General features: G+C 35.6%; 25 protein-coding genes. 11 read left to right on the top strand and 14 right to left on the bottom strand.

Annotated features, from left to right (window positions below):
* Positions 1 to 120: 120 nt before the first annotated feature.
* Positions 121 to 462 (bottom strand): YtxH domain-containing protein, encoded by a 342-nt coding sequence (locus OL233_RS03245; protein WP_275470942.1) that lies wholly within the window; start codon positions 460 to 462, stop codon positions 121 to 123.
* Positions 455 to 889, bottom strand: coding sequence for an HIT family protein (locus OL233_RS03240; RefSeq protein WP_275470941.1), 435 nt, complete (start codon positions 887 to 889; stop codon positions 455 to 457). Before OL233_RS03240 ends, OL233_RS03245 begins: the two co-directional genes overlap by 8 nt.
* Positions 890 to 1,014: 125 nt before the next feature.
* Here OL233_RS03240 and OL233_RS03235 point away from each other — a divergent pair, with 125 nt between their 5' ends.
* From OL233_RS03235 to trmB, 4 genes are all read left to right on the top strand, one after another.
* Positions 1,015 to 1,752: an ABC transporter ATP-binding protein gene (locus tag OL233_RS03235; protein WP_275470940.1), complete on the top strand. Its 738-nt coding sequence runs from the start codon at positions 1,015 to 1,017 to the stop codon at positions 1,750 to 1,752.
* A complete protein-coding gene (locus tag OL233_RS03230) occupies positions 1,752 to 2,972 on the top strand; it encodes an ABC transporter permease (protein ID WP_275470939.1) in 1,221 nt (406 codons plus the stop codon). The genes OL233_RS03235 and OL233_RS03230 overlap by 1 nt, the downstream gene beginning before the upstream one ends.
* 99 nt (positions 2,973 to 3,071) lie before the next feature.
* On the top strand, positions 3,072 to 3,854 hold the full coding sequence (locus OL233_RS03225; protein ID WP_302470521.1) for a phosphotransferase family protein: 783 nt from the start codon (positions 3,072 to 3,074) through the stop codon (positions 3,852 to 3,854).
* 62 nt (positions 3,855 to 3,916) lie between these two features.
* Positions 3,917 to 4,570, top strand: coding sequence for a tRNA (guanosine(46)-N7)-methyltransferase TrmB (trmB, locus tag OL233_RS03220; protein ID WP_275470938.1), 654 nt, complete (start codon positions 3,917 to 3,919; stop codon positions 4,568 to 4,570).
* Between the two features lie 23 nt (positions 4,571 to 4,593).
* Here the strand turns inward: trmB and OL233_RS03215 are convergent, their stop codons facing one another.
* Complete coding sequence (locus OL233_RS03215; protein ID WP_275470937.1) at positions 4,594 to 4,926, bottom strand: PepSY domain-containing protein; 333 nt, start codon at positions 4,924 to 4,926, stop codon at positions 4,594 to 4,596.
* A gap of 22 nt (positions 4,927 to 4,948) precedes the next feature.
* Positions 4,949 to 5,503: an NUDIX hydrolase gene (locus tag OL233_RS03210; RefSeq protein ID WP_275470936.1), complete on the bottom strand. Its 555-nt coding sequence runs from the start codon at positions 5,501 to 5,503 to the stop codon at positions 4,949 to 4,951.
* Between the two features lie 134 nt (positions 5,504 to 5,637).
* On the opposite strand from OL233_RS03210, the gene pepA reads away from it, so the two are divergent.
* The 4 genes from pepA to ytpR are packed head-to-tail and all read left to right on the top strand — an operon-like array spanning position 5,638 to position 8,174.
* Positions 5,638 to 6,714 carry a glutamyl aminopeptidase gene (gene pepA, locus OL233_RS03205; protein WP_126831527.1) on the top strand — a complete coding sequence of 359 codons (1,077 nt, stop codon included), beginning with the start codon at positions 5,638 to 5,640 and terminating at the stop codon, positions 6,712 to 6,714.
* Positions 6,715 to 6,723: 9 nt separating this feature from the next.
* Complete coding sequence (locus OL233_RS03200; RefSeq protein ID WP_275470935.1) at positions 6,724 to 7,041, top strand: thioredoxin family protein; 318 nt, start codon at positions 6,724 to 6,726, stop codon at positions 7,039 to 7,041.
* Positions 7,042 to 7,063: 22 nt separating this feature from the next.
* Positions 7,064 to 7,519 carry a universal stress protein gene (locus OL233_RS03195; RefSeq protein WP_275470934.1) on the top strand — a complete coding sequence of 152 codons (456 nt, stop codon included), beginning with the start codon at positions 7,064 to 7,066 and terminating at the stop codon, positions 7,517 to 7,519.
* 28 nt (positions 7,520 to 7,547) lie between these two features.
* Positions 7,548 to 8,174, top strand: a complete 627-nt coding sequence (ytpR, locus tag OL233_RS03190) for a YtpR family tRNA-binding protein (protein ID WP_275470933.1) — start codon at positions 7,548 to 7,550, stop codon at positions 8,172 to 8,174.
* Between the two features lie 35 nt (positions 8,175 to 8,209).
* On the opposite strand, the gene OL233_RS03185 is transcribed toward ytpR, so the two are convergent.
* The 5 genes from OL233_RS03185 to OL233_RS03165 form a co-directional block, all read right to left on the bottom strand.
* Entirely contained in the window at positions 8,210 to 9,151 is a 942-nt protein-coding gene (locus OL233_RS03185; protein ID WP_275470932.1) for a 3'-5' exoribonuclease YhaM family protein, read from the bottom strand.
* A 12-nt stretch (positions 9,152 to 9,163) separates the two neighbouring features.
* Positions 9,164 to 11,824, bottom strand: coding sequence for an ATP-binding protein (locus OL233_RS03180; RefSeq protein WP_275470931.1), 2,661 nt, complete (start codon positions 11,822 to 11,824; stop codon positions 9,164 to 9,166).
* Positions 11,814 to 13,064: a metallophosphoesterase gene (locus OL233_RS03175; RefSeq protein ID WP_275470930.1), complete on the bottom strand. Its 1,251-nt coding sequence runs from the start codon at positions 13,062 to 13,064 to the stop codon at positions 11,814 to 11,816. Before OL233_RS03175 ends, OL233_RS03180 begins: the two co-directional genes overlap by 11 nt.
* A gap of 95 nt (positions 13,065 to 13,159) precedes the next feature.
* Complete coding sequence (locus OL233_RS03170) at positions 13,160 to 13,507, bottom strand: YlbF/YmcA family competence regulator (protein ID WP_275470929.1); 348 nt, start codon at positions 13,505 to 13,507, stop codon at positions 13,160 to 13,162.
* A gap of 81 nt (positions 13,508 to 13,588) precedes the next feature.
* Positions 13,589 to 15,733: a PBP1A family penicillin-binding protein gene (locus OL233_RS03165; RefSeq protein ID WP_275470928.1), complete on the bottom strand. Its 2,145-nt coding sequence runs from the start codon at positions 15,731 to 15,733 to the stop codon at positions 13,589 to 13,591.
* Positions 15,734 to 15,932: 199 nt separating this feature from the next.
* On the opposite strand from OL233_RS03165, the gene OL233_RS03160 reads away from it, so the two are divergent.
* The gene (locus OL233_RS03160; RefSeq protein WP_275470927.1) at positions 15,933 to 16,799 is read left to right on the top strand and encodes an RluA family pseudouridine synthase; all 867 of its coding nucleotides are present in this window, start codon (positions 15,933 to 15,935) and stop codon (positions 16,797 to 16,799) included.
* Between the two features lie 43 nt (positions 16,800 to 16,842).
* Here OL233_RS03160 and OL233_RS03155 read toward each other — a convergent pair whose 3' ends face one another.
* The 3 genes from OL233_RS03155 to OL233_RS03145 are packed head-to-tail and all read right to left on the bottom strand — an operon-like array spanning position 16,843 to position 19,462.
* Complete coding sequence (locus OL233_RS03155; protein ID WP_275470926.1) at positions 16,843 to 17,220, bottom strand: RidA family protein; 378 nt, start codon at positions 17,218 to 17,220, stop codon at positions 16,843 to 16,845.
* Between the two features lie 44 nt (positions 17,221 to 17,264).
* Positions 17,265 to 18,218, bottom strand: a complete 954-nt coding sequence (locus OL233_RS03150) for a sugar phosphate isomerase/epimerase family protein (RefSeq protein WP_275470925.1) — start codon at positions 18,216 to 18,218, stop codon at positions 17,265 to 17,267.
* A 5-nt stretch (positions 18,219 to 18,223) separates the two neighbouring features.
* Complete coding sequence (locus tag OL233_RS03145; protein ID WP_275470924.1) at positions 18,224 to 19,462, bottom strand: MFS transporter; 1,239 nt, start codon at positions 19,460 to 19,462, stop codon at positions 18,224 to 18,226.
* 158 nt (positions 19,463 to 19,620) lie between these two features.
* Here OL233_RS03145 and OL233_RS03140 point away from each other — a divergent pair, with 158 nt between their 5' ends.
* Entirely contained in the window at positions 19,621 to 20,286 is a 666-nt protein-coding gene (locus tag OL233_RS03140) for a helix-turn-helix transcriptional regulator (RefSeq protein WP_275470923.1), read from the top strand.
* A gap of 39 nt (positions 20,287 to 20,325) precedes the next feature.
* On the opposite strand, the gene argR is transcribed toward OL233_RS03140, so the two are convergent.
* Positions 20,326 to 20,778, bottom strand: a complete 453-nt coding sequence (gene argR / locus OL233_RS03135) for an arginine repressor (RefSeq protein WP_275470922.1) — start codon at positions 20,776 to 20,778, stop codon at positions 20,326 to 20,328.
* Positions 20,779 to 21,020: 242 nt separating this feature from the next.
* On the opposite strand from argR, the gene argS reads away from it, so the two are divergent.
* The gene (argS, locus tag OL233_RS03130) at positions 21,021 to 22,712 is read left to right on the top strand and encodes an arginine--tRNA ligase (protein WP_275470921.1); all 1,692 of its coding nucleotides are present in this window, start codon (positions 21,021 to 21,023) and stop codon (positions 22,710 to 22,712) included.
* A 44-nt stretch (positions 22,713 to 22,756) separates the two neighbouring features.
* Here argS and OL233_RS03125 read toward each other — a convergent pair whose 3' ends face one another.
* Entirely contained in the window at positions 22,757 to 23,254 is a 498-nt protein-coding gene (locus OL233_RS03125) for a QueT transporter family protein (RefSeq protein ID WP_275470920.1), read from the bottom strand.
* Positions 23,255 to 23,265 lie beyond the last annotated feature (11 nt).

Genomic DNA, 23,265 nt, shown 5'->3' with positions numbered 1-23,265 from the left:
TTTTTTATATTAATTATTTGAAATAATTCCTAAATAACTATACCATACTAGCCTGAAGAAACAAACCTATCTATTGTTTCTTATTTGTAATTTCAAGAAAAAATCTAAAAAAATTCTTATTTACACATTAGTTTTTTTATCTATAGTATTTTGAATTTTTTCAACTTGTTTTGTTATTTCTTTCATTCTAGGCTCTGCTTGGAATTTGAATTCATCAACTGTATCGGCCATGTCCTCTGTAAATACAGGGATAACCTCTGCCGCAGTTTTTTTTAATGTGACTAGGGACTCATTAAAACGCTGAATACTTTTGGTTAAGTCTGTTGTCGTAGTTGTTGCGTCATCTACGCTATCAATCACACCTTGACGTGTCTCTTTTCCCTTTTTAGGAGCAAATAATAAGCCTAAACCACCACCAACAATTGATCCCACTAAAAGCCCTTTTGCAAACTTTTTAATCATGCGAGCTCACCTGCTCGGCAATCGCTTCTGCAATATTTGCCATTTCTTCAGGAGTTCTTGTATTTTTAACACTACCAAACGACAAACTGAATTGATCCTCTTTAGAATATCTTGGAATTAAATGAATATGCGAGTGGAAGACTGTTTGGTAAGCTAATTCTTTATTATTATTGACCATGTTTAATCCTTCCATCTCTGGAAAGGCTTTTTCTAAAGCCTTTGCTATTTTAGGTAAACGAGAAAACACTTGTGATGCGTCCTTGTCATCATAATCAAATAAATCTTTTAAATGTTTTTTAGGGACAACTAACGTATGACCTTTTGTCACTTGGGTAATATCTAAAAAGGCGTAAACATGCTCATCTTCATATACTTTATAACTTGGAATATCTCCCTCTATAATCTTACAAAAAATACAGTTTTCCATTTCAAATCTCCTTTACCACTTTTGTCCATATCATACGCTAAAAAACTCCCGATTGTCAAAGGTTGTTCCCCTACTAAAATATCCTTATGTTATAATAAATCTAATAAATTATCGGAGGACTAAACATGAGTTTACAACTAGAAAAAATCACAGGTGGTTACGGCCATATACCTGTTCTAAAAGATGTCTCATTTGATGTTAAAAATGGTGAAATGGTTGGCTTAATCGGCCTAAATGGTGCAGGTAAAAGTACCACTATCAAGTCGATAATTGGTTTACTAACACCTACAAAAGGGCGCATATCGATCGATAATGAAACCATACAAACACACCCTGAGACTTATCGTAAAAAATTGGGTTACATTCCAGAAACCCCTGTCTTATATGACGAGTTAACGTTAAGAGAGCATATTGAAATTACAGCAATGGCTTACGATATTCCCGTTGATATCGCTATGAAACGAGCAGAGGGTCTACTTCAAACATTTAGACTCGATACTCGATTAGACTGGTTTCCCGCTCATTTTTCAAAAGGGATGAAGCAGAAAGTAATGGTTCTTTGTGCCTTTTTAATTGAGCCTAGCCTTTATATTATTGATGAACCGTTTTTAGGATTGGATCCACTTGCCATTCACGCCCTATTAGAATTAATGGCTGATATGAAAAAACAAGGCGCAGCGATTTTAATGTCTACACATATACTGGCAACTGCTGAAAGATACTGTGATCGTTTTGTTGTTTTACATGAAGGAAAAGTTCGTGCGCAAGGAACGATTGAAGAATTGCGTGCTGAATTTAATCTTCCAAATTCTTCTTTAGATGATATCTATCTTGCTCTAACACAAGAAGAAGGAGCGAAATAATGAGAGAGTTTTATCGTGACCGTTTAACCAAACATCAAACTAAATTAATGCGCTATTTAAAATATGTATTTAATGATCACATTGTATTAGTTTCTACCTTTTTAATTGGTGGCTTTGGCTTTTACTACGCTGACTTCGTTAAAACACTCAGTCCCGATTTTTTTATTGGTAAGCCATTTGTTATTTTAATATGGTTTTTAGTCTTACTCACTGGAAAATTGGCAACACTTATAAAAGAAGCTGACCAATTATTTTTATTGCCTAAAGAAATGCAACTTCATGACTACTTAAAACAAGCATTTAAACATTCTTTGGTGCTACCCTTTACTTGCCTGTTACTTACGACGGGTGTTTTAATGCCTTTATTAATAGCCATCAATCGTTCAACCCTAATTGATTTTGTTCTATACTGTCTTATTCTTTGGTTGCTTAAAACAAGCCATATGATGCGTTTGTTACAACATGCTTTTCAAATTGATACAGCTCAACTGAAAATTGGTTTAATAACATGGGGCGTCGTAAGTCTCTCAACATTAACACTGACACTTTATGTATCGCCACTTGTCGGACTTGTCCTTGCCCTACTTCTTACAACTTACGATCAGCTCGTTGAAAAGAAGAAATTGCAAAACATCTCGCTTCATTGGCAACGTTTAGTCGAGCTTGAACAGCAACGAATGAAGACTATCTATCAATTTATCAATCTATTTACAGACGTGCCGGGAATGACAGGTAAAGTTAAACGCCGTCGAGCTTTTGACCCTATTTTAAATCGAATTTCTAGAACACATGCTAATACGTATCGTTATTTGTATGCGCGTAGTTTTATTCGAGGTTCAGAATACAGTGGTCTTGTTTTCAGACTCACGGTTGTCGCAGTTTTAATTGTTGCCTCATTAAAAGAGTGGCCTCTCGTATTAGGTATTTCATTATTGTCACTATTTCTAATTGGTTTCCAACTTATACCGTTATTTAACCAATTTAATTACATGACAATGACACAGCTTTATCCTCTTACGCCACAGATGAAAAATAAAAATTTTAAAAACCTTGTTACAAAGATTCTGAGTATTGTAACTGTTATCATTGGAATAACTCTCATAATTTTTTATCCAGATAAAAAATTAGTAGGATTCATTATTTTGGCTCTAATTGTTGAAGTACTAGTCTTTCATTTTATTTATTTACCAAAACGACTACAAAAAATGACGAGATTCTAAGTCATTCTTTTACCCTTTAGTCACTATCTATTGACTACATCAGTTTCACGTTTTAAAATGAAGGGTACAAGTGTATTCCAAAGATAAGGTGGAGACGAAATGATTACAGATTTTCAATTTGATAAAAAATGGACTCTCCAACCAATTAAAGGAGAAACGGGACAAACTTATTTAGGTGTTTCTGGCGATGAAAAAGTATTTATAAAACGTAATTCATCCCCTTTCCTAGCCGCACTATCAAGGGAAGGCATTGCCCCTAAATTAATTTGGACCAAACGAACTGGTAATGGAGATATCCTTACAGCTCAAGAGTGGTTAGAGGGAAGCTTACTCTCTCCTGATATTGTTGGTAATAGCCGTGAAGTGATTACCATCATGAAACATTTACATCAATCAGACTCATTAAAAAGTATGCTAAAAAAAGTTGGAGGCGAAGAACAGACTGCTCTCGACTTCCTAAGCGCCTATGTGGATGACTTACCAACAGCACTTCGGACCAACCAATATCTCGAAAGTGTTTTCCGCTATTTAGAAAACTACTTACCTGAACCAGTTGAGCCTAGAGCATGTCATGGTGATCCCCTTCATCACAATTGGCTTCTTTCAGAAGAAGGTCGTCTTTATCTAGTCGACTGGGATTCAAGTATGTTAGCTGATCCTGCTAGTGATTTAGGAACTATTTTAGGTCGCTATGTTGCGCACCACAATTGGCATCACTGGTTGTTAGTTTATGGGATTGAACCTAACAAAGATGACATGGACCGTATTTATTGGTACTGTGGTATCAATTTTCTCTTGAGAATTAAGCAAGCTTATTTAAATGAAAATTTCAAATTAATGAATCACGAAATAGCTTTGCTCAAAGAAATATATATTTATTAAAAAAACTCTCTGATGCGAGATGGTCAGAGAGTTTTAATTTGAAAAAATAAGGAGAATGATTTATGCGCGTTAAAAATAAACCGTGGGCTAAAGACAAACTTGCTGAATACCCACAATACGTTGTAAATGAACCTGAAATTTGGAAAGGACGTTGGCAAGAACGCTTTGAAAAAAAACAACCTCTTCATATCGAAGTTGGAACAGGTAAAGGGCAATTCATTTATCAAATGGCTAAAGCTAATCCAGAGATTAACTATGTTGGAATTGAAATTGAAACAAGCGTTATCGTCACTGCTCTTGAAAAACTAATCGAAGAAGAATTACCTAATTTACAACTTTTAAGAGTCGATGGGCGTGATTTAACAGAATATTTCAATGAGGCAGAAGTTGATTTAGTGTACCTAAACTTTTCTGACCCTTGGCCTAAGACGCGTCATGCTAAACGTCGTTTAACTTATAAAACATTTTTAGCAACCTATGAAACTATTTTAGTTCCTAATGGCGAAATTCACTTCAAAACTGATAATCAAGGGTTGTTTGAATACTCTCTAGCGAGCTTTTCACAATATGGGATGATTATCAACCAAGTTTGGCTAGATTTACATAACTCAAACTTCGAAGGTAATATTAAAACAGAATATGAAGAAAAATTCTCAACTAAAGGATTCAGAATCAATCGTGTTGAAGCCTACTTTCCAGCAAAAGAAGATAAATAAAAAGCTCGCCTAGGCGAGCTTTTTTAATTTAATCTATAGATATCAATCACTGTTCCTGTATAGGCGTCCGCAATAAACTCATATTGAACAAGCACCTCATCTTCTCGACGAGTGATACCACCTGTATATACTTTAGTTTTAATAGCGTAACGTCTCAGCTCTTCTTTTTTCATTTGAATCCAAGCCCCTTCAATTGAACCCTCTTCTGAGAATGATAATTTGATAGCCTCTAATACATCACTTGCACTCTTAGTTTTAGCTTTATTTATCATTAAAGCTAGACCACCACCTAATACCATTCCACAAGCTAAACTCACACCTGCTGTTAGTCCTAATTTCTCCCACTCTTTTTTCATTATATCCCCTCTTTCGATAATTTTATTTTTGATCTTCGCTAAACTCTTTTAGTTTATTATAAATTGGTAGCATATGCTCTTCTTTTACTACTTTATCTAACTCGATTATCTCAAACCATTGAACACCATTAGTCTCTTCCTCATTTTCAACTAATTTTTCATTTTCATCTGCAATTAATACAAATGATAGGGACAAGTGAACATGAGGCGATACCCATTTATTATTTTTCAAATGCCCTACAACCGGCAGTATATCCACACTTGCAACTTCTTCTGATAAAAATTCAAGATTTTTTAAGCCCGTTTCTTCTTGAGCCTCTTTTAAAGCGACGGCTCTAAAATCATCTTCTCCATCCATATGACCACCTACCCAACCCCAAGCATCATATAGTTTATGGTTGATAAATAAAACTTTTGTTCGATCTTTATTTATAATAAAAGCTGAACTTGTATAGTGAGCATAATCATTTTCTCGGTACAAAAGATTATTAAAGTTATTTTCTAATAGATCAATCCTTTTCAGAGCTTCTTTCTCTTGCTCACATTTTGGACTGTAATGTTTCAATATTTCCTTCATGGGCATTCACTCCTTCTTTGTCTCTATTGTATCATAGCTTTTTTCAAAACAACCATATAAAAAAGCGAATTCATGCGTTATAATGTAGGTAATATACGAAAGCGAGGTGGGCTCTGCAACTTGCAGAGAAATTTATGGAAGAAAAAACTTTTCAATTAATTAAGAAAATGACTGAAATTCAAGGCACAAGCGGTTTCGAAGACGATGTTCGTGAGGTAATGACTAAGGAAATGACTCCTTTTGTCGACAAAATTGAATACGATGGTTTAGGTGGCGTATTCGGAATTAAAAAAAGTAAAGCTGAAAATGCACCACGCGTTATGTTAGCAGCTCACATGGATGAAGTGGGTTTCATGTTAGCACAAATCCAAGATAACGGTATGTTCCGCGTTGTTCCTTTAGGCGGATGGAATCCATACGTTGTTTCAGCACAACGTTATACTTTAAAAACACGTAAAGGTAACTATCCTGTTATTTCTTCATCAGTTCCACCACATTTATTACGAGGTACTGATGGCCAATCTAAAGTAGAAGCAGCTGATATTTTATTTGACGCTGGCTTTGATTCTAAAGAAGAAGCTGAAAGCTATGGCGTACGTCCTGGCGATAGCATTGTTCCCGAATCGACAACAATTAAAACTGCCAATGGCAAAAATATCATCAGTAAAGCTTGGGATAACCGTTACGGCTGTAGCTTAGTTATCGAAGTATTAGAAGCGCTTAAAGATGTTGAACTACCCTTCACATTAATCGCTGGAGCAAACGTTCAAGAAGAAGTTGGTCTACGTGGAGCTAAACCTTCTACAAATAAATTTAAACCAGATTTATTCTTCGCAGTTGATTGCTCACCTGCTAATGATTTGAATGGTAAAAAAGATACTTACGGTCACTTAGGTGAAGGCTTCTTAGTTCGTATTTTCGACCCAGGTATGATTACGTTAGGTCGTATGCGTAACTTTATCTTAGACGTTGCTGAGGGTAACAACATTAAGCACCAATACTTTGTATCTAAAGGTGGTACTGATGCTGGTGCGGCTCACTTAGCTAACGATGGTGTTCCTAGTGCTGTTATCGGTGTTGCTGGACGTTATATCCACACTCACCAAACAATGTTTAATATCGAAGATTACGAATCAGCTAAAGAAATGGTTCTTACAATTATGAATACATTAGATGCTGACAAAGTAAACGAAATTATTTACGGAAAGTAGGCTTTTATTTTGATTATCCCAACGTCATATGAAGAATTAGCAAACTATGTCGAGAATGACAATTGCGTCTTTTTCTTCACAGCAGAATGGTGTGGCGACTGTGTCTTTATCAAACCAGTTATGCCAGAAATTGCTGAAATGTATCCTGATTATAAATTTATCCAAGTTGATCGCGATGAATTTATCAATTTATGCGGTGAATGGGCAATATTTGGCATCCCAAGTTTTGTTGTCACAAGCAAAGGCAAAGAAGTGGCACGTCTTGTAAACAAAGAACGTAAAACAAAAGAACAAGTTATCACATTCTTAAATGATGCAATAAAATAAACCCTTAAGGAAGGTGAGTCACATGTTAGAAACACAAGAATATCAACGTATTTTAGTCGGAATAGATGGTAGTGACCAAGCTCGTGAGGCTTTTGATAAAGCTATTGCAGTAGCTGAAAGAAACAAAGCGAAAATTTTTGTTGCTCATATTATCGAAAACAGATTATATGGCAATATGGGATATTCACTCGTCAACCCGGATTTAATTCAACAAGAAACAGACCGCTCTAAAGAAGTCTTAGAAGAATATAAAGAATACGCTCATTCTAAAGGAATCGATGAAGTCGAAACTATTTTAGCATTTGGTTCACCTAAGACCTTAATGGCGGAAGACTTGCCAACAGCACATAAAACTGATTTAATAATGGTTGGGCAATCTGGCCTCAGTGCAGTTGAAAAATTAATGATGGGAAGTGTCAGTGACTATATCATTCGTCATGCCCCATGTGACGTTTTAGTTGTACGTCCAGAAAAATAAGCTTAATCACGGTTTAAAGGAGATTATCATGATTTTTAGTTATAACAAAGAACATGTTGGTGACACACTTTTAGTCACTGTTGCAAATGCTGCAGGTAACCCTGTCGCTTCAGAATCAAAAGGAAACATTACACGTGTTTTCGTAGAAGAAACAAATGAGACGGTTGGTTGGAACTTCTTCAATTTAAGTTCATTACTACCAAACCTGACGGGTAACGGTCAAGTTTACCCGTCAACTGAAGACATCACTACTTTGAATTCAGCTTTAAAAGAAGCTGGTTTCTCTGAAACATTAGAAGATGATGGTCGTCCTAAGATTGTTGTTGGTTATGTTAAAGAATGTGAAGCTCATCCAGATTCAGATCACCTATCTGTTACACAAACAGAAGTTGACAATGGAGAAATTTTACAAATCGTATGTGGTGCTTCAAATATCAAACAAGGTTTAACAGTCGTGGTTGCAAAACCTGGTGCTATGATGCCTGATGGTATGATGATCTGGCCTGGTGCTTTACGTGGTGTTGAAAGTCTTGGTATGATTTGTTCTGCTAAAGAATTACACGTACCAAACGCACCTGAAGCTAAAGGTATTCTAGAATTACCTGAAACAATGACAGTCGGCGAAGCTTTTAACGCTGCATCATACACATTATAAAAAAAGAGTTAACCTTTTAAAAGGTTAACTCTTTTTTATACGTTTGGGCGGTAGAAACTACGGTTGTCCATACCAAAGATTCGTTCTGTAAACTCACCTGGTCCTACTTGTTTAACAGAACCTAGCATCATTTGAATCGACGCATCCATATTGTCAATCTGATGTAAGACTTCCGCTTCAATAATACGTGGTCTTACTGGTGATCCGTATTCTAATAAGCCATGATGTGATAAAATCATATGTTTTAATAAAATAACATCTTCTGAACGTTCATCAATTTTTAATTGAACACAGGCTTTACTAATTTCTTCGTCAACTAGTACAATATGACCAATTAAATTACCAGCTAGTGTATATTCTGTCGAAACCGGTCCTGACAACTCAATCACTTTTCCTAAATCATGCAAAATAACACCCGAATATAATAGCGACTCATTTAGCTCTGGATACTCTTTACACAATGATTTCGCAATACGTAACATACTTACCGTGTGGTATGCTAACCCACCAGCAAAAGCATGATGATTACGTTTAGCTGCTGGAAACTCATAAAATTCTGCTTGATATTCTGCCAACAAATGACGTACAATACGGTTCCAAGTCGCATTTGTAATTTCAAAAATAGTTTCTGTAATTTCTTCAACCATCTCTTCTTGCTTGACTGGTGATTTCTCCATATATAATGCTGGATCATTTGGCTCACCTTCTACAGCTAATCGTAATTGTAAAATTTTGATTTGGGCATTTCCTTGATAAACTTCTCGTTTACCTGATAATGCTACAACGCTGCCTGCAACGAATCGACTAATCTCTTCTTCTGATGCTCCCCAAAACTTCCCGTCAATCGACCCTGACGTATCTTGGAACGTAAATGCAATAAACTTCTTACCATTTTTTGCAACTCGAACGTCCGCTTGTTTAACATATACAAAAATTTCAAATGTTTCATCTAGGGCAAGCTCTCTTAATTTTTTCATCTCTCTTCTCCTTTATAAATAATCCATTTTAAGCTCATTTACTTCTGCGTATGTCATCAGTTCTTGGTCAGAACTTAAACAAATCACTTGGTTGTCTTGGCTCATTTTTTGTAAGACATTAAACAATTGTATTTTTCGTTGCTGGTCGTAGTGCAACCAGGCATCATCAATGATTAATGGTGCTTTAATTTCTTGTTGATAAGAAAGTATGAAAGCTAATCTTACTGATAGTATCAACTGGTCACGTGTTCCTGTTGATAATTCATCTAAATGATAACATACTCCCTCGTGATTACAAATAACTAAACGTCCTTCCAATAAACGACACTCTACATAGTTATTTTCAGTTAATTCTGCTAGAATTTCAGAGGTAAAAAGGAGTAAGTGACTAAGACGTTCTGATGTCAGACGTTCTAATAACTTCGTGACAACTGTTTCTCCAAGTTTATAAGTTGACCATTTTTCACTCAATCTAGTCAACTCACACTCTAATTCTGATTGTTCTTGATAGAGTACAGCTAAACTACCATCTAATTCATGTTGCTTTATGTCAAATCTATAAGCTTGTAATTGATCGGCTAAAACAGGTTGGTTATCTTGCAATTCATGGAGTTGATGCGTCAACTTCTCTTCTTCTTCTCTTAAGTCTTGCTCCGAATAAATTAAGTGCTCTGAGAAAACCCCTGACAACTGGTGTTGGAGTTGGTTTAATCGTGCATCTTCCTGTTCTTTTTGCGTTGCTGTAACTAACCATGCTTTAACATCTTCTATCGTTTCGAGTTGACCATTTGAAAGTACTAGCAATTTTTGGCTTATTTCCTCTTCACGTCTAGTCAATTCAGCTAGTGTCCCTATTCGCTCTGGCTCATCGCCCACCTTTAATTGCTGGCGTGCCTTAGCCCCAACCTCTGTATAAAAACGTTGTAACTCACTTAGCCATTTCTTTTTAGAGAGCGTTAACGGTGGTAACCACTCGTCCATGCAGTACAAATTATCTTGATAGGCCTTGAATTGATTGTTAAGTCGTTCTAATTCAAACTGCTGTGTTTCAATTTTTTGAAGTAGTCTTTTTTTCTGATTAAGCAACGGCAAGTATCCTAACCACTTTTCAACCGGTTGATTACTATTAAATCCTAGCTCTTGAGCTAACCGTTGTTTTTCAAGTAAAATACGACTCTGTTCATGACTTACTTGATTAAGTTCTGTCACCAAATGTTGAGAGGTTGTTTCATTGGACTGGCGTTCTTTTGAAAGCCTTAATAATTGTTTCGTTGTAAAGAGACGATAACCTACTGTTCCCATAAGTATTCCCCCTAATACAACTAAAACTAAACCAAAAGTTGCTTGCGAACTTACTATCATTACTAAACCAATCAGTAAAGCTATCAAAGGAACTAGTCCCCACTTTATCAACTGACCCTGTTCTCTTTCTAAGTGTGACATATAGTAAGCCTCACGAGATTTTTCTTCTTCTACTTTATTATTTAGCTCAGACATCGTCATATTTACTTCATTTTCTTGTCTTGCTAAATTCTCAATCTCCTCATGTGACACTTCCATTAACTCTCTTTTACTGACACTATTTTTTTCAAAAACATTTGAATACTCTAGTTTTTTATCAATACTATCCACTTCACTCATCAGTTCTGTTACAGTATCACTTAACCATGACTCTTTCAATAGAGTTTGTTCCATTTCAGAAAATCCCAAACTAGCTTTCTCCAGTTCTTCTTGGTGAGCTAGGTAATGTTTTACCGCCGGTGAAGCCGTACTTTCATTTAAAATGGCTAATTGCTTAGCATGATAGCTCTCTTTTTCTTCTTTAATATAATCATATTTCACTAATAACTCTTGATAATCCTCTTTTTGAGATATATCAGAAAACAGATTGTTGGAGTCTCTATGTTCTAAAAGCTCCTGCATCTCGACATACAATGAATAAGATTTAATTTGATCTTCAACCACTTGTTTACGAGACTGTAATTCTGCTACAGTTTTTCGGTTGTCATTCAGTACCTTTATCAGTTGCTCTTCCTTTTCACATAAGGTTTGATAGTTTTTCTCGTTGGCTTCCTTTTCTGTAATCCGTCTATTTAATTCACGGTATTTTTCTAACAGTTGATTTAGCTCGGGTACACGACCCTTAACTTTATATAGTTTTTGGCGTTCTCGGTTGTATTCATCTGTCAGCTGCATTAATCGGTGACTCCCTGTTGCCCCCAGTGATAGTAATGACCGTTGAAGAGCGTCTTCGGAAAGTCCTTTATAGTCAAAGAGTTGATCCGGATCTAGGCTATAAATCTCATCAAATAGCGACATGGTTAAGGGTGATAGTAATTCTTTAAGTGCTTGTTCGTCACCTTCGATACCTTCTTCAAAATAAACTGTTGCCTTACCTTTTCGAACGGATTCAAAACGTTCAATCTTAACATCTCCATAACCTGGTATTGTTAGCCACAACCTGCCACCAAATTGTTCTGTATCCTTCGGTTTATAAAGTTGACTTTTCTTATCTCGTGCAGAGAAACCAAATAACATGGTTCTTATAAAGTGATAAAGTGTTGATTTTCCGGCTTCATTATCACCATATACCACCATCATATCAGGTGAAAAATTAACCGTTTTATTACGCCATTTTCCAAATGCTACTATTTCTAAACGTCTAATTTTCATATATAGTAGCACCTCTTCCGCCTAAATCATTTAATAAGTGTTGGTAGGTTTCGTAATACACGGCCTCTTTAAAGTTGTCATCTTGTTCAATGAGTTGTCTTAACTCCGGTTGTCTGAATAAATCTGATACCGCATTATAGAATCCATCAGTAGAGTCTACTGCTAGTATCTCTTCTTGGATGAGTTGATCTGATAACCCTAAAGGTAAATGTTCTGTTTTTTCTAACGGTTCTTGATTAAGACTTGCCAACCAAACTTTCCCAGTTGTAGCATGATACAGTCGTTCTTGTAAATACATTAGTACTTCCTGTTGCTCTAATTCTTCTGAAATTTCATAACGTAACTTTTCAGGTATGTCGTACCATTCAAGCATCGCTAATGTTAATTTTTTACCTTCCCAGTCAATTTTTTTAAATTGCTCTTCTGTTTCAACTAAGCATTCACTTAACGTGTCTACCGAATTCAAACTAATCTTACAGGATTGCCAACTCGTTGTTGCAACTGGCAACCACTCTATCTTCACATCTTTACTACCAAGATCAACTAACACAGCGCCCTTACTTGATCGCTCTTTTTTAGTATGTCCTACCGGTGACCCAGGATAAACCATCAATGGCTCCTCACTTAAAATTTGCGGTTGGTGTATATGTCCCATTGCCCAATAATCATAACCCAATTGCTTTAATTCAGATATATTAAATGGTGCATATCGATCCATTTCCACTTTACCTGTTTGAAGTTGACCATGATACACTCCAATATGATAATCACTATCCGAACATCTTACAGGAAATTCTTTACTTTTTGATTCTTGCAACCACTTAGACTCATAAGAGAACCCACTTACTGAAACCATTTCACCTGTCTTAAGTCTAAATTGAACCGTATCAACTTCCTCACTTGTCATTACGTAAACATTAGACGGAAACTCAAACCAATACTTTTCAGAAATATAGTAATCATGATTACCAAATGTTAGGACAACAGGAATAGTCATGTTCTCAAGTTTAGATAACCCTTTTATGAAATGATGTTGCGTATTGACTGGCACGTTTGGTTGATGAAAAGTATCCCCCGCAATTACAACCATATCAACTTTCCTACCTATTGCTAAATCAACTAGATTCATCCATACATCTTGATTTTCTAGTGCTAATTTCTTTCTCATCTCCCCAGGTAATTTCCCAAGCCCTTCAAATGCCTGATCCATATGTAAATCTGCGATATGTAAGATTTTCACGCTATCGCCTCCTTCCCAACTACCAAATGTATGTTCTTATTTTAACAAAAAAAAACGAAGGACTCCACCTTTTACAGGGAGCCTTCGATGAAATATTATACTTCAGCGTATAATTCTTGAATAGGCTTCATAATTACACGATTTAAATCATTGATAATCATGCTGAATGCTTGTTCTTTTGTCATTAATTCGTTAATTAAGTCAGACTCTTGAACTTTTTCAGCTAATTCTTGAGCTAATTTAGCATCATCTTCAGAAAATTCTTGACCTTGCATTTGTTTTTGTTGTAGTTCCATTTGTAATGTTTGGAATTCTTTAAATAATTTGAATGTTGCTTCGTCAGCTTTAACGCCTTCAAATGCTTCTTTTAAAGCTAAAAATTCTGGTAATTCACGGATTTCTTTTTCAATTTGGTTCGCACTATCATAAATATTAACAGTCATAACTAACTCCCTCTCTCTTTTTAAAGTCCTATACAGTATAACATTCTACCTTGTTTTTTACTAATTTTCTACTTCAAATACTTATTGATTCACCTTACCCCATAACGCACCCAAGGAATCCTTAACACTCCTCATACCATTACCTATTTGATCTCCCCAATAGTCAGCACCTTCTTTGACTTTAGAACCAAATTTAGATAGCCCCTCTTTCACTTCGGAACCTATCTTCGATGCTTGCTCTTTTGCTTCTTTTACATTAAGCGAACCTTCATTTTCATTCTCAACATCAAATGTTGTGCCTGGCGAATGCGATAAGATTCGACTCGCTTGGTCTTTAAATATTGGAGAAATCCCCTGAGTACTTGAACCTTCTAGGTAATGAATGTCACTACTTTTATCAAATCCAATCCAAGTTGCAATCACAACATCTGGTGTGTAACCGATAATCCATTGATCTTTTGATTGTTCATCTACATTGACACTTTCAGTTGTTCCAGTTTTCCCAGCCATCACGTAACCATCTGGCTTAGCCGGTGCTCCTGTTCCTTCATCAAAAACGCCCATCAACATACTTGTCATTTTTTTAGCAACCTCTGGTGTGGTTACTTGTTTTGATTTTGCTTCTTCATTATCAACGATTACTGCACCTGTTGCATCCACAATCTTACGAATGAAATGCGGATCTTTACGTTTCCCATTATTAGCAAATACCGTGTAGGCACTCGCCATCTTCATAGGCGTTGTCCCTTTAGTCATACCACCTAAAACTAGACCAGGATAACGGTCTTTTTTATCTAAATCTATACCAAATTTTTCTACTTTATTCATTCCGTTATCCATACCTACCTTGTCAAATAGCCAAACTGCAGGTGCATTTAAACTTTGAATAACGGCTTGATACATAGTTACTTCATCTCTGAATATGCGATCATAGTTTTCCACATCATAAAAATCCAATTTTTTATCTTGCAACATGTCTGTTGGTTTATAACCATTTTCTAAAGCTGTTGTGTAAACTGCTAGTGGTTTCATCGTTGAGCCTGGTGATAATGATGATTGAGTCGCACGGTTCAACCCACGACTTGTTCGTTCACCACGTCCACCGATTACAGCTTCAACCCCTCCTGTTTTTGGGTTGATAGCAATCGAAGCGCCTTGTACTTTTTCACCATCACTCGCATCTGGTGGGAACAACTCATCACGCTTGAAGGTTGCATCCATGTCAATTTGAGATTGTTGATCTAAAGTTGTGTAAATCTTGTACCCTTTTGTTAATAATTCATCGTCTTTAATTTTATATTTTTTACTTGCCTCATTGACTACTGCATCAAAGTAATCCATGTATTGATAACCTTTTTTAGTATCCGAATAGTCATCCGTTATATAGAGTTCATCTGCTTCTAACTTATCTGCTGTTTCTCGTTCTAGCTTACCATTAGCCACCATCAATTCTAAAACAGTATCTCTTCGGTTTACAGCATTCTCGTGGTTGTCGATAGGATTATATAGCGACGGCCCTTTTAACATACCCACAATTACTGCTGCTTCATCTATTGTTACTTCTTTTGCACTTTTACCAAAGTACTTATGAGAAGCATCTTCCACGCCCCACACATTATTAGCAAAATAGGCATGGTTTAAATACATCTCTAATATTTCATCTTTAGAGTAATTTTTCTCAATCTCAATCGCCAAGAATAGCTCTTTTGCTTTACGATTTAGAGTTTGATCTAATGTCAGATATGCATTTTTTGCAAGCTGCTGGGTAATCGTACTCCCACCACCTGTTACACGGCCACTTGTTACAATACCAACTGCAGCCCGAGCAATCCCGCGTATATCAAATCCTTTATGCTCATAGAAACGTTTATCTTCGGTTGAAAGTAAGGCATTTGTAATATTCGGAGAAATTTCTTTTAAATCAACAAATGTTCCTTTTTGGCCATAGCCATTTCCTGCCTCTTCATCATCCTTATCATAAAATGTTGTAACTTGTGCAAGACTCGCTTTTAACGTCTCAACATTCGCACTTTTAGCCAAATAGAACATGTAAATACTTGTCCCTAATGAAATAAGTAACACAATTAAAATTAAAATTTTATTAATTTGATACTTCTTCCATACTCGCTTCCTAAATTGATGGAATGTCTGCAAATGTGGTTTTAACCACGTCCAAAATGTTTTTATTTTTGATACCACTATTGATTTTATTTTTTGAAAGTCCATGTCATCACCTCTATTAGTCGGATTCTAAATCGTACATCCTATTGTTATTCTATCATAGAACCATTAAAACACCCTAAGTCCAAAGTCTGATGTTTATTGATTATAAGGTTTATCATATCATGAAGTTATTTCATTTATATGATACAATAATTAAGAATTATGTAAAATTTATGACTTTTAATAGATAATGGAGACTTATATGAAAATTGAAATAACACTACCTAGTGGTTTTAAAGAAACAGAAGTTAGTACCCTTTTAGAAAAACAATGGCTTGTGCCAAAGAAAGTACGTCACTTCTTGCGTACGGGACAAAATGTTGCTGTAAACGACCAAACTGTAAAATTTCACGAAACAGCTACTGAAGGCGACAAGATTACCTTAACGTTTGATGACGGTAACTATCCAATCCCCTCAATCGAACATGGTGATGCCGAACTAATCACCCCTCTATTTGAAGATGAACACCTTCTTATTGTTAACAAACCTGTTGGCATGAAAACTCATCCAAATGATCCTGGCGAGGAAGGGACATTACTAAACCATGTGTCAGCTTATCTAGCACAAACTGACACGATTCCTTATGTCGTTCATCGTCTAGATAGAGATACAAGTGGGGCGATTTTATTTGCTAAAAACCCCTTTATCCTTCCAATCTTAAGTCGTATGCTTGAAGCTAAGTCTATCAAACGTACGTACCAAGCTGTAGCTAGTCGAGCCATTACACAAAAAGAAATGACCATCAACAAACGTATCACTAAAGACAGACATGATAGTCGTAAGCGTATGGTCTCTGATGTAGCAGGTCAAGAAGCTATCACTCATGTGACATGTGACCATATTGGAGAGAACTGTTCTTACGTCTACTGCGTCTTAGAAACTGGACGTACTCACCAAATACGCGTCCATTTAGCGAGCATGGGACATCCTATCATGGGTGACCCACTTTATCATCCACAACCCGATAGAGCCGCACGCTTGATGCTACACGCTTATGAATTGAGTTTAGTACATCCTCTAACTCAAGAAGCTATTACAGTTCAAGCCTTACCTTCTTTATGGGTTTAACACGCAAAAAAATGCCCTTCTCATGTTTGAGAAGAGCATTTTTTTAATTTCGTGTTACTATAGCTTCAATTTCAACTTTAGCATCCTTAGGTAATCGAGCTACTTCAATTGTACTTCTTGCTGGATATGGTTCAGAGAAAAACTCTCCATACACTTCATTTACAGCAGCAAATTCCTCTATATCTTTTACAAATATTGTCGTTTTAACAACATCTGACATCATTAAACCATCTTGTTCTAAAATAGCCTTTAAATTACTCAAGCTTTGTTTGGTTTGCGTAACAACATCTTCACCCATTTCGCCAGTTTCTGGGTTTAAAGGTAATTGACCTGAAATAAATAGCAGTTGCTCAGTGGCCATTCCTTGAGAATACGGTCCTATTGCTTTTGGTGCGTGTTGTGTTTTAATTTCTTTTTTCATCTGTTAAAACTCCCTTTTTATTTATATGTAAATAGTTTTCACTATTACTGACAATATTTTTCCCTCAACTTTTTAACATAAGCCACAGACTTAACTAAATCATTTTCCTGTAACTCTAAAATAAACTCTAAATTCTCATCGCTCGGGTGATAGGTTTCCATTGGTAAAATATAATTAGGATCAATATAAGGTTCTTCAATTTTAAAGGCACCTTCACCCAACCATTCAACACCACCTTCACCTAATGCACGTTTAAAATCAGACACATATGGATGGCACATCTCAATATTGATTCTCTTGATGTCCGTTTTTTCTACAAGAGTTTTAAAACAATAATCAGTATCTATATTTCCCTCTCCAATTGGACAACCACTAACACGTAACTTGTCACCATCCTTAATAACAATGTGATCTTTAAAATGCACAGTCTTAGTATATGCTGCTAGATTATTTACAGTTATTTTCGGATCTTCCCAGGCCATCATCCCATTGCCAATATCGCATAAACACCCTACATAAGGACTATTAATTTTTTCAATCAACATGATAATTTCAGTTGACACTTCTTCTTCATGGTTTTCAATTGCTAAAGAAATACCCTTTTCCTCTAATAGTGGTTCAATTTCTTTAATATTATTAATTGCTAACTCCATCTTAGAGGGATCAAAATTTCCTTTATTAATATACGTTCTGATAACGTCAGCTCCTAATACTTCGGCTACTGAAATAACAGACTTTAATCGTTCAACGTCTACACCTTTCATATCGATTTCGCAGTAAAGTTCATGCTCATCTAAACGTTCTCTTACTTTCCTTAAATGCTCTGGCTCATTTGAACCAAGACATCCCCAATCAGGATCTAAATTCAAGTCTTCAATAATATTGATTTGAACACCATCTAATCCAAATTCTACAGCTTTATTGATAAAGTCAAAGATATCCATACGATGGTGTTGGAAATGAACATGATAGCTCTCTGTCTCTAATCCTAATTTCATTTCAATTAACCTCTTTTCTTAGCTTCAATTTTTTTAAGTAAATAAGTACATACTACAAAACCTGCCATCGCAAAACCTGCCATTACCATGAAGACATATCGATAGCCTGTTAAACCAGGGAACTTATCAATAATTGTTCCATATAACGTAAAAGCGAACATCGATGGTGCATATCCTACAAGACAAGCAATTGACACCGCTGCTCCACTAATTTCTTTTGGAATATCAATTTCATCCAATGGTGCAAAGAAAATCGCACGCTGACTGAAAATAACACTCCCGAATAACAATGTGCATGTCATACCTAGATAAATATTCATTGAATTATGTGGTAATAAAGTGAATCCCCCTATCATGGCTGCAGCTAGTAAAAAGGTATATTTTAAATATTTTGTTGGTGATTTAAATACCTTATCTGACATAATTCCTCCAACTGGGCCACCAATCATTTTTAATCCGTATTGATTGATAATCCCATATGCCCCAACCAAAGCAACAGGCATCTTGTATACATCTTTTAAAAATGGAATAAAGTAAGTTAAACCAGCATATACTGTATATACACAGAAAATAATTAATGAGGCAATCCATAGTTCTGGAATTTTAACTGCTCGTTTTGCTCCTGCGAGTGCTACTGCTTTTTTATCGTCACCATCATCAACTACTTCATCTGAAGACTCTGGGTCGATAAAGAAGTAAACAATAATACCTACGATAATCGTTGTAGCTGAGAAGAATAAAATGGCTGCTCTAAATCCTACTGCATCACTTCCCAATTTGACAAAAAGAGCTAAACCAGAGAAAGCGATAATCGTATCAATAACACCACGCCCTGCTTCTAAAAATCCAAACATACGGCCTTGCTCATCCGAATTACCTAACAACCGAACCGTTTTTATTAATACTGGCCAAAAAATAACCTCTGCAAAAACTGCCATACCTCCCCAAGCAGCAAGTATACCTATATAACCAGGGAATGTTGATAGATATAGTCCTATAACACCTACTCCGATCAAACCGAGCGGCAACATGATCTTTCTTGAAAATCTATCCGATAAATAAATTGAAAAAACATAACCTATTGTTTGAACAATTGCATATACAGATAAAGCCATACCTATTTGGGTATGTGTTAAATGAAAATATTCTTGCATTGGAATATAAAAAGCATCTTTTAATGATGACAGTTTAAAAATTGTTCCTCCTGCTAAAATTAGAATCATTAACGTTAACCACTTTTTCATGTTTTCTTTCACTTTTAACGTCTCCTTTTAATAACTTTTTATTATTAATAATAATTTATTATCATTGTAAAGGCTTACAAAAAAATTGTCAAGGTTATTTTTTTAAGAATTGTTTGCTATAATGACGATAGAACATGTCCATATAGGAGTGAAAAAAATTGAAATACAATCAAATTTTTAATTATTACAAAGTTTTAGTCCCTTTTATCCATGAAATACTAGGCGAAAATAGTGAAATATTACTTCACGATGTTAGCTCTCCAGAAAGTTCAATCATCGCCTTATCCGGTAATCTTAGCAACCGTAAAATAGGTGGCCCATTAACTGATATGGCTCTCAAACAAATTAAAGAACAAAAATACTTAACAAGTGACTATGTAGCAAACTATCGTTCTCATACCACTGATGGAAAACTGTGTCGTTCGTCAAGTTACTTTATAAAAGATGATACGCATCAACTTATCGGTATGCTATGCATCAATGTTTTAGTATCTGACTTAGTTGACATGCGGGATCAACTTACTAAATTGATTGGCTTAACATCATTTCCAATTGATAATACACCTACTGTTTCAGAAATTATTGCTGACGAACCTGAAAAATTAGGACAAAATATTGATGAGCTGATGGCATCACTAATCGATAGTACACTGGACCACTATCCTTCTATGACAAGAGAGCTTAGCATTACTGACAAAGAAGATATCATAGCTGATTTGAGTGATAAAGGTGTTTTCTTACTAAAAGGTGGCGTAGCAGAAGTTGCCAAACGTTTGGAAATGTCCGAACCAAGTATCTATCGCTATATGGCAAAAATAAAATAAAGAAAGGATACGATAATTTTTTATTATCGTATCCTTTCTTTATTTTAAATAATTTTGTAATTGTTTTTCCAATTCTGCGGCCGCTTCATTACTTGTTGTAATAATCGATAATGTATTGGCGCCTGCCAACGTGCCTGCGACATTTTCTAGCCCTAAATCATCTATAATAGCTCCAATAATATTTGCTGCTCCTAAATAAGTTTGCACGACTACCATAAATTGCACTTGACTAATTGATTTAACTGATTCTTCAACCACTTCTTTTAAGCGTTCTTCACCGTCATTAACCACTTGCGTATTCATCACATATTTCGTACGACCTTCCGCATTTCTACCTTTGACAATACCTAGCTCACGAATATCTCTAGAGATAGTAGCTTGTGTCGCTTGCATACCTTCATTTACGAGGGCTAATAATAAGTCTTCTTGCGTCTCAATATCTTGTTCTTGAATAATTTTTTTGATAATTCCTTGGCGGCTGCTCTTTTTCATAGTCTCCTCCTAGCTCTTGTTCTTTTCATCTAGTATACCAAGTTTTTTTTATATTATGTATAATTCATGTGTAAATATTTACTTTTATTAATTTTTATGCACTGACTATTCTTTAATTTTGATAGTATTTCGCTTGTTTTTTTGATATAATTAGCCACATATATCTCGTAGACTGTCCATTTATTCTGCTTTTCATTATCAGAAGATTGTTTACAGAAGAAACTAATTGGAGGATTAATACTATGAATGAAAGAAACGTTGTAGCAACTGCCCTTAATCAAGCACTATCCGAACATCTATCAGTAGATGACATTTTAAATTTATTAGAAAACCCTAAAACAGCCCAACATGGCGATGTGGCTTTTCCTGTTTTCTCATTAGCTAAAGTTATGCGTAAAGCACCCCAAGCTATAGCAGCAGAAATCGTAGAAAACATCCCTACTGAAGCATTTGAAAAAGTTGAAGTAGTCGGACCATACATTAATTTCTTCTTAGACAAACGCCTTGTAAGTAACGATACGCTACAAGCCATCCTAAAAGAAGATGCTAACTACGGTAACACAACAATCGGCGAAGGACGTAAAGTCCCTATCGATATGTCTTCACCAAATATTGCTAAACCAATGTCAATGGGACACCTACGTTCAACAGTTATTGGGAATTCACTAGCTAAAATTATGGATAAAATTGGCTACGAGTCAATCCGTATCAATCACTTAGGTGACTGGGGAACCCAATTTGGTAAATTAATGGTTGCTTATAAAAAATGGGGTTCGGAAGAAGCTGTTAAAGCTGCTCCTATTCAAGAACTATTACGTTTATATGTAAAATTCCATGAAGATGCTGAAACAGATTCTAGTTTAGAAGATGAAGGTCGTGCTTGGTTCAAGAAATTAGAAGATGGCGATGAAGAAGCGACAAACTTATGGACATGGTTCCGTGAAGAATCATTAAAAGAATTCCAACACGTTTATGATTTATTAGGTATTACATTTGATTCATTAAACGGTGAAGCTTTCTATAACGATAAAATGCAACCTGTTATTGATGTCTTACAAGAAAAAAATCTATTAGTATCAAGTCAAGGTGCTGATATTGTTGATTTAGAAAAATATGACTTAAATCCTGCTCTTATCCGCAAGTCTGATGGCGCTACTTTATACATGACACGTGACTTAGCTGCTGCGTTCTACCGTAAAGAAAACTACGACTTCGCACAATCTATCTACGTTGTAGGGAATGAACAATCTATTCACTTTAAACAATTAAAAGCAGTCTTAAACGAATTAGGTTTTGATTGGGCTAATGATATCCATCATGTACCGTTCGGCTTAATCACAAAAGATGGTAAAAAATTATCAACTCGTAAAGGTAAAATCGTCTTACTTGAAGAAGTTCTTAATGAAGCAATCAGCTTAGCTAAAGCTCAAATCGAAGCTAAAAATCCTGATCTAGCTAACAAAGACCAAGTCGCTCATCAAGTTGGGGTTGGCGCTGTTATCTTCCACGACCTTAAAAACGACCGTCTAAATAACTTTGACTTCTCACTAGAAGAAGTTGTCCGTTTCGAAGGTGAAACAGGTCCTTACGTACAATACACTCACACTCGTTGTGCTTCTATTTTACGTAAAACTAACTTTGAAGCTCAAGAAGGTGCTGATTACTCTCTTGGCGATACTGAAAGTTGGGAAGTTATTAAATTACTTCAAGCGTTCCCTGCTACAGTGGTTCGCGCGTCTGAAAAATATGAACCATCTGTTATTGCTAAACACGCCATTCAGTTAGCTCAAGCTTTCAATAAATACTATGCTCACACAAAAATTGTTAATGATGATAGCGAACAACAAGCTCGTCTTGCTCTAGTTCATGCTGTTAAAGTTGTATTAAAAGAAGACTTACGTCTATTAGGTTTAGAAGCACCTGAAGAAATGTAAAATACTAAAAAAGCCAACACCCTTGATAAGGGGTGTTGGCTTTTTTACATTTTATCAAACTTTAAGGATTTATTAATTGCGTACATAATCGGTGCTGAAATCGTCATAATAATTAATTCACTTAATGCAAGACTGCCGTAAGTTGCCCAAAATGGGATTGGCACATCTGCAGTAATGATAATCATAATGGCAATTAATACCATACTAATGGTAAAGAATACGATATTCAAAATCATACGCATCAGCATGTTTGGGACATATTTCGTTAGTAAAGCCGTTAAACCTAATGCAATAAAGGTTTGACCGCCACCAAACAAAACATCTAGCCAAACAAGTTCTGAAAATAATAAGTTATAAAGGACGACGCCCCCTACAACACCCCACATTAGTTTTTTGTTAAAAACGACTAAATGGTTTAAACTTTCAGATACTCTGAATTGAATGATTCCTTGAGAAAAAGGTGATAGGACTGAAAGCGCCACATACATTGCCGCAATCACACCATTTATTACAAGGAATTTCGTTTTATTAGTTGTTGTCATTTACTTTTCCT

The sequence above is a fragment of the Vagococcus proximus genome (assembly GCF_029143285.1).
Lineage (GTDB): Bacteria > Bacillota > Bacilli > Lactobacillales > Vagococcaceae > Vagococcus_D > Vagococcus_D proximus.
This window is presented reverse-complemented; position numbering and strand designations above follow the sequence as displayed.

Coding starts and splice junctions, on each gene's coding strand:
- OL233_RS03165 (WP_275470928.1), bottom strand. CDS start 15,733: ATGGACTTTCAAAAAATAAAATCAATAGTGGTATCAAAAATAAAAACA.
- OL233_RS03185 (WP_275470932.1), bottom strand. CDS start 9,151: ATGAAAAAATTAAGAGAGCTTGCCCTAGATGAAACATTTGAAATTTTT.
- OL233_RS03145 (WP_275470924.1), bottom strand. CDS start 19,462: ATGAAAAAGTGGTTAACGTTAATGATTCTAATTTTAGCAGGAGGAACA.
- OL233_RS03245 (WP_275470942.1), bottom strand. CDS start 462: ATGATTAAAAAGTTTGCAAAAGGGCTTTTAGTGGGATCAATTGTTGGT.
- pepA (WP_126831527.1), top strand. CDS start 5,638: ATGGAAGAAAAAACTTTTCAATTAATTAAGAAAATGACTGAAATTCAA.
- OL233_RS03210 (WP_275470936.1), bottom strand. CDS start 5,503: ATGAAGGAAATATTGAAACATTACAGTCCAAAATGTGAGCAAGAGAAA.
- OL233_RS03160 (WP_275470927.1), top strand. CDS start 15,933: ATGAAAATTGAAATAACACTACCTAGTGGTTTTAAAGAAACAGAAGTT.
- argS (WP_275470921.1), top strand. CDS start 21,021: ATGAATGAAAGAAACGTTGTAGCAACTGCCCTTAATCAAGCACTATCC.
- OL233_RS03240 (WP_275470941.1), bottom strand. CDS start 889: ATGGAAAACTGTATTTTTTGTAAGATTATAGAGGGAGATATTCCAAGT.
- OL233_RS03125 (WP_275470920.1), bottom strand. CDS start 23,254: ATGACAACAACTAATAAAACGAAATTCCTTGTAATAAATGGTGTGATT.
- ytpR (WP_275470933.1), top strand. CDS start 7,548: ATGATTTTTAGTTATAACAAAGAACATGTTGGTGACACACTTTTAGTC.
- OL233_RS03215 (WP_275470937.1), bottom strand. CDS start 4,926: ATGAAAAAAGAGTGGGAGAAATTAGGACTAACAGCAGGTGTGAGTTTA.
- OL233_RS03195 (WP_275470934.1), top strand. CDS start 7,064: ATGTTAGAAACACAAGAATATCAACGTATTTTAGTCGGAATAGATGGT.
- OL233_RS03150 (WP_275470925.1), bottom strand. CDS start 18,218: ATGAAATTAGGATTAGAGACAGAGAGCTATCATGTTCATTTCCAACAC.
- trmB (WP_275470938.1), top strand. CDS start 3,917: ATGCGCGTTAAAAATAAACCGTGGGCTAAAGACAAACTTGCTGAATAC.
- argR (WP_275470922.1), bottom strand. CDS start 20,778: ATGAAAAAGAGCAGCCGCCAAGGAATTATCAAAAAAATTATTCAAGAA.
- OL233_RS03230 (WP_275470939.1), top strand. CDS start 1,752: ATGAGAGAGTTTTATCGTGACCGTTTAACCAAACATCAAACTAAATTA.
- OL233_RS03235 (WP_275470940.1), top strand. CDS start 1,015: ATGAGTTTACAACTAGAAAAAATCACAGGTGGTTACGGCCATATACCT.
- OL233_RS03180 (WP_275470931.1), bottom strand. CDS start 11,824: ATGAAAATTAGACGTTTAGAAATAGTAGCATTTGGAAAATGGCGTAAT.
- OL233_RS03170 (WP_275470929.1), bottom strand. CDS start 13,507: ATGACTGTTAATATTTATGATAGTGCGAACCAAATTGAAAAAGAAATC.
- OL233_RS03225 (WP_302470521.1), top strand. CDS start 3,072: ATGATTACAGATTTTCAATTTGATAAAAAATGGACTCTCCAACCAATT.
- OL233_RS03155 (WP_275470926.1), bottom strand. CDS start 17,220: ATGAAAAAAGAAATTAAAACACAACACGCACCAAAAGCAATAGGACCG.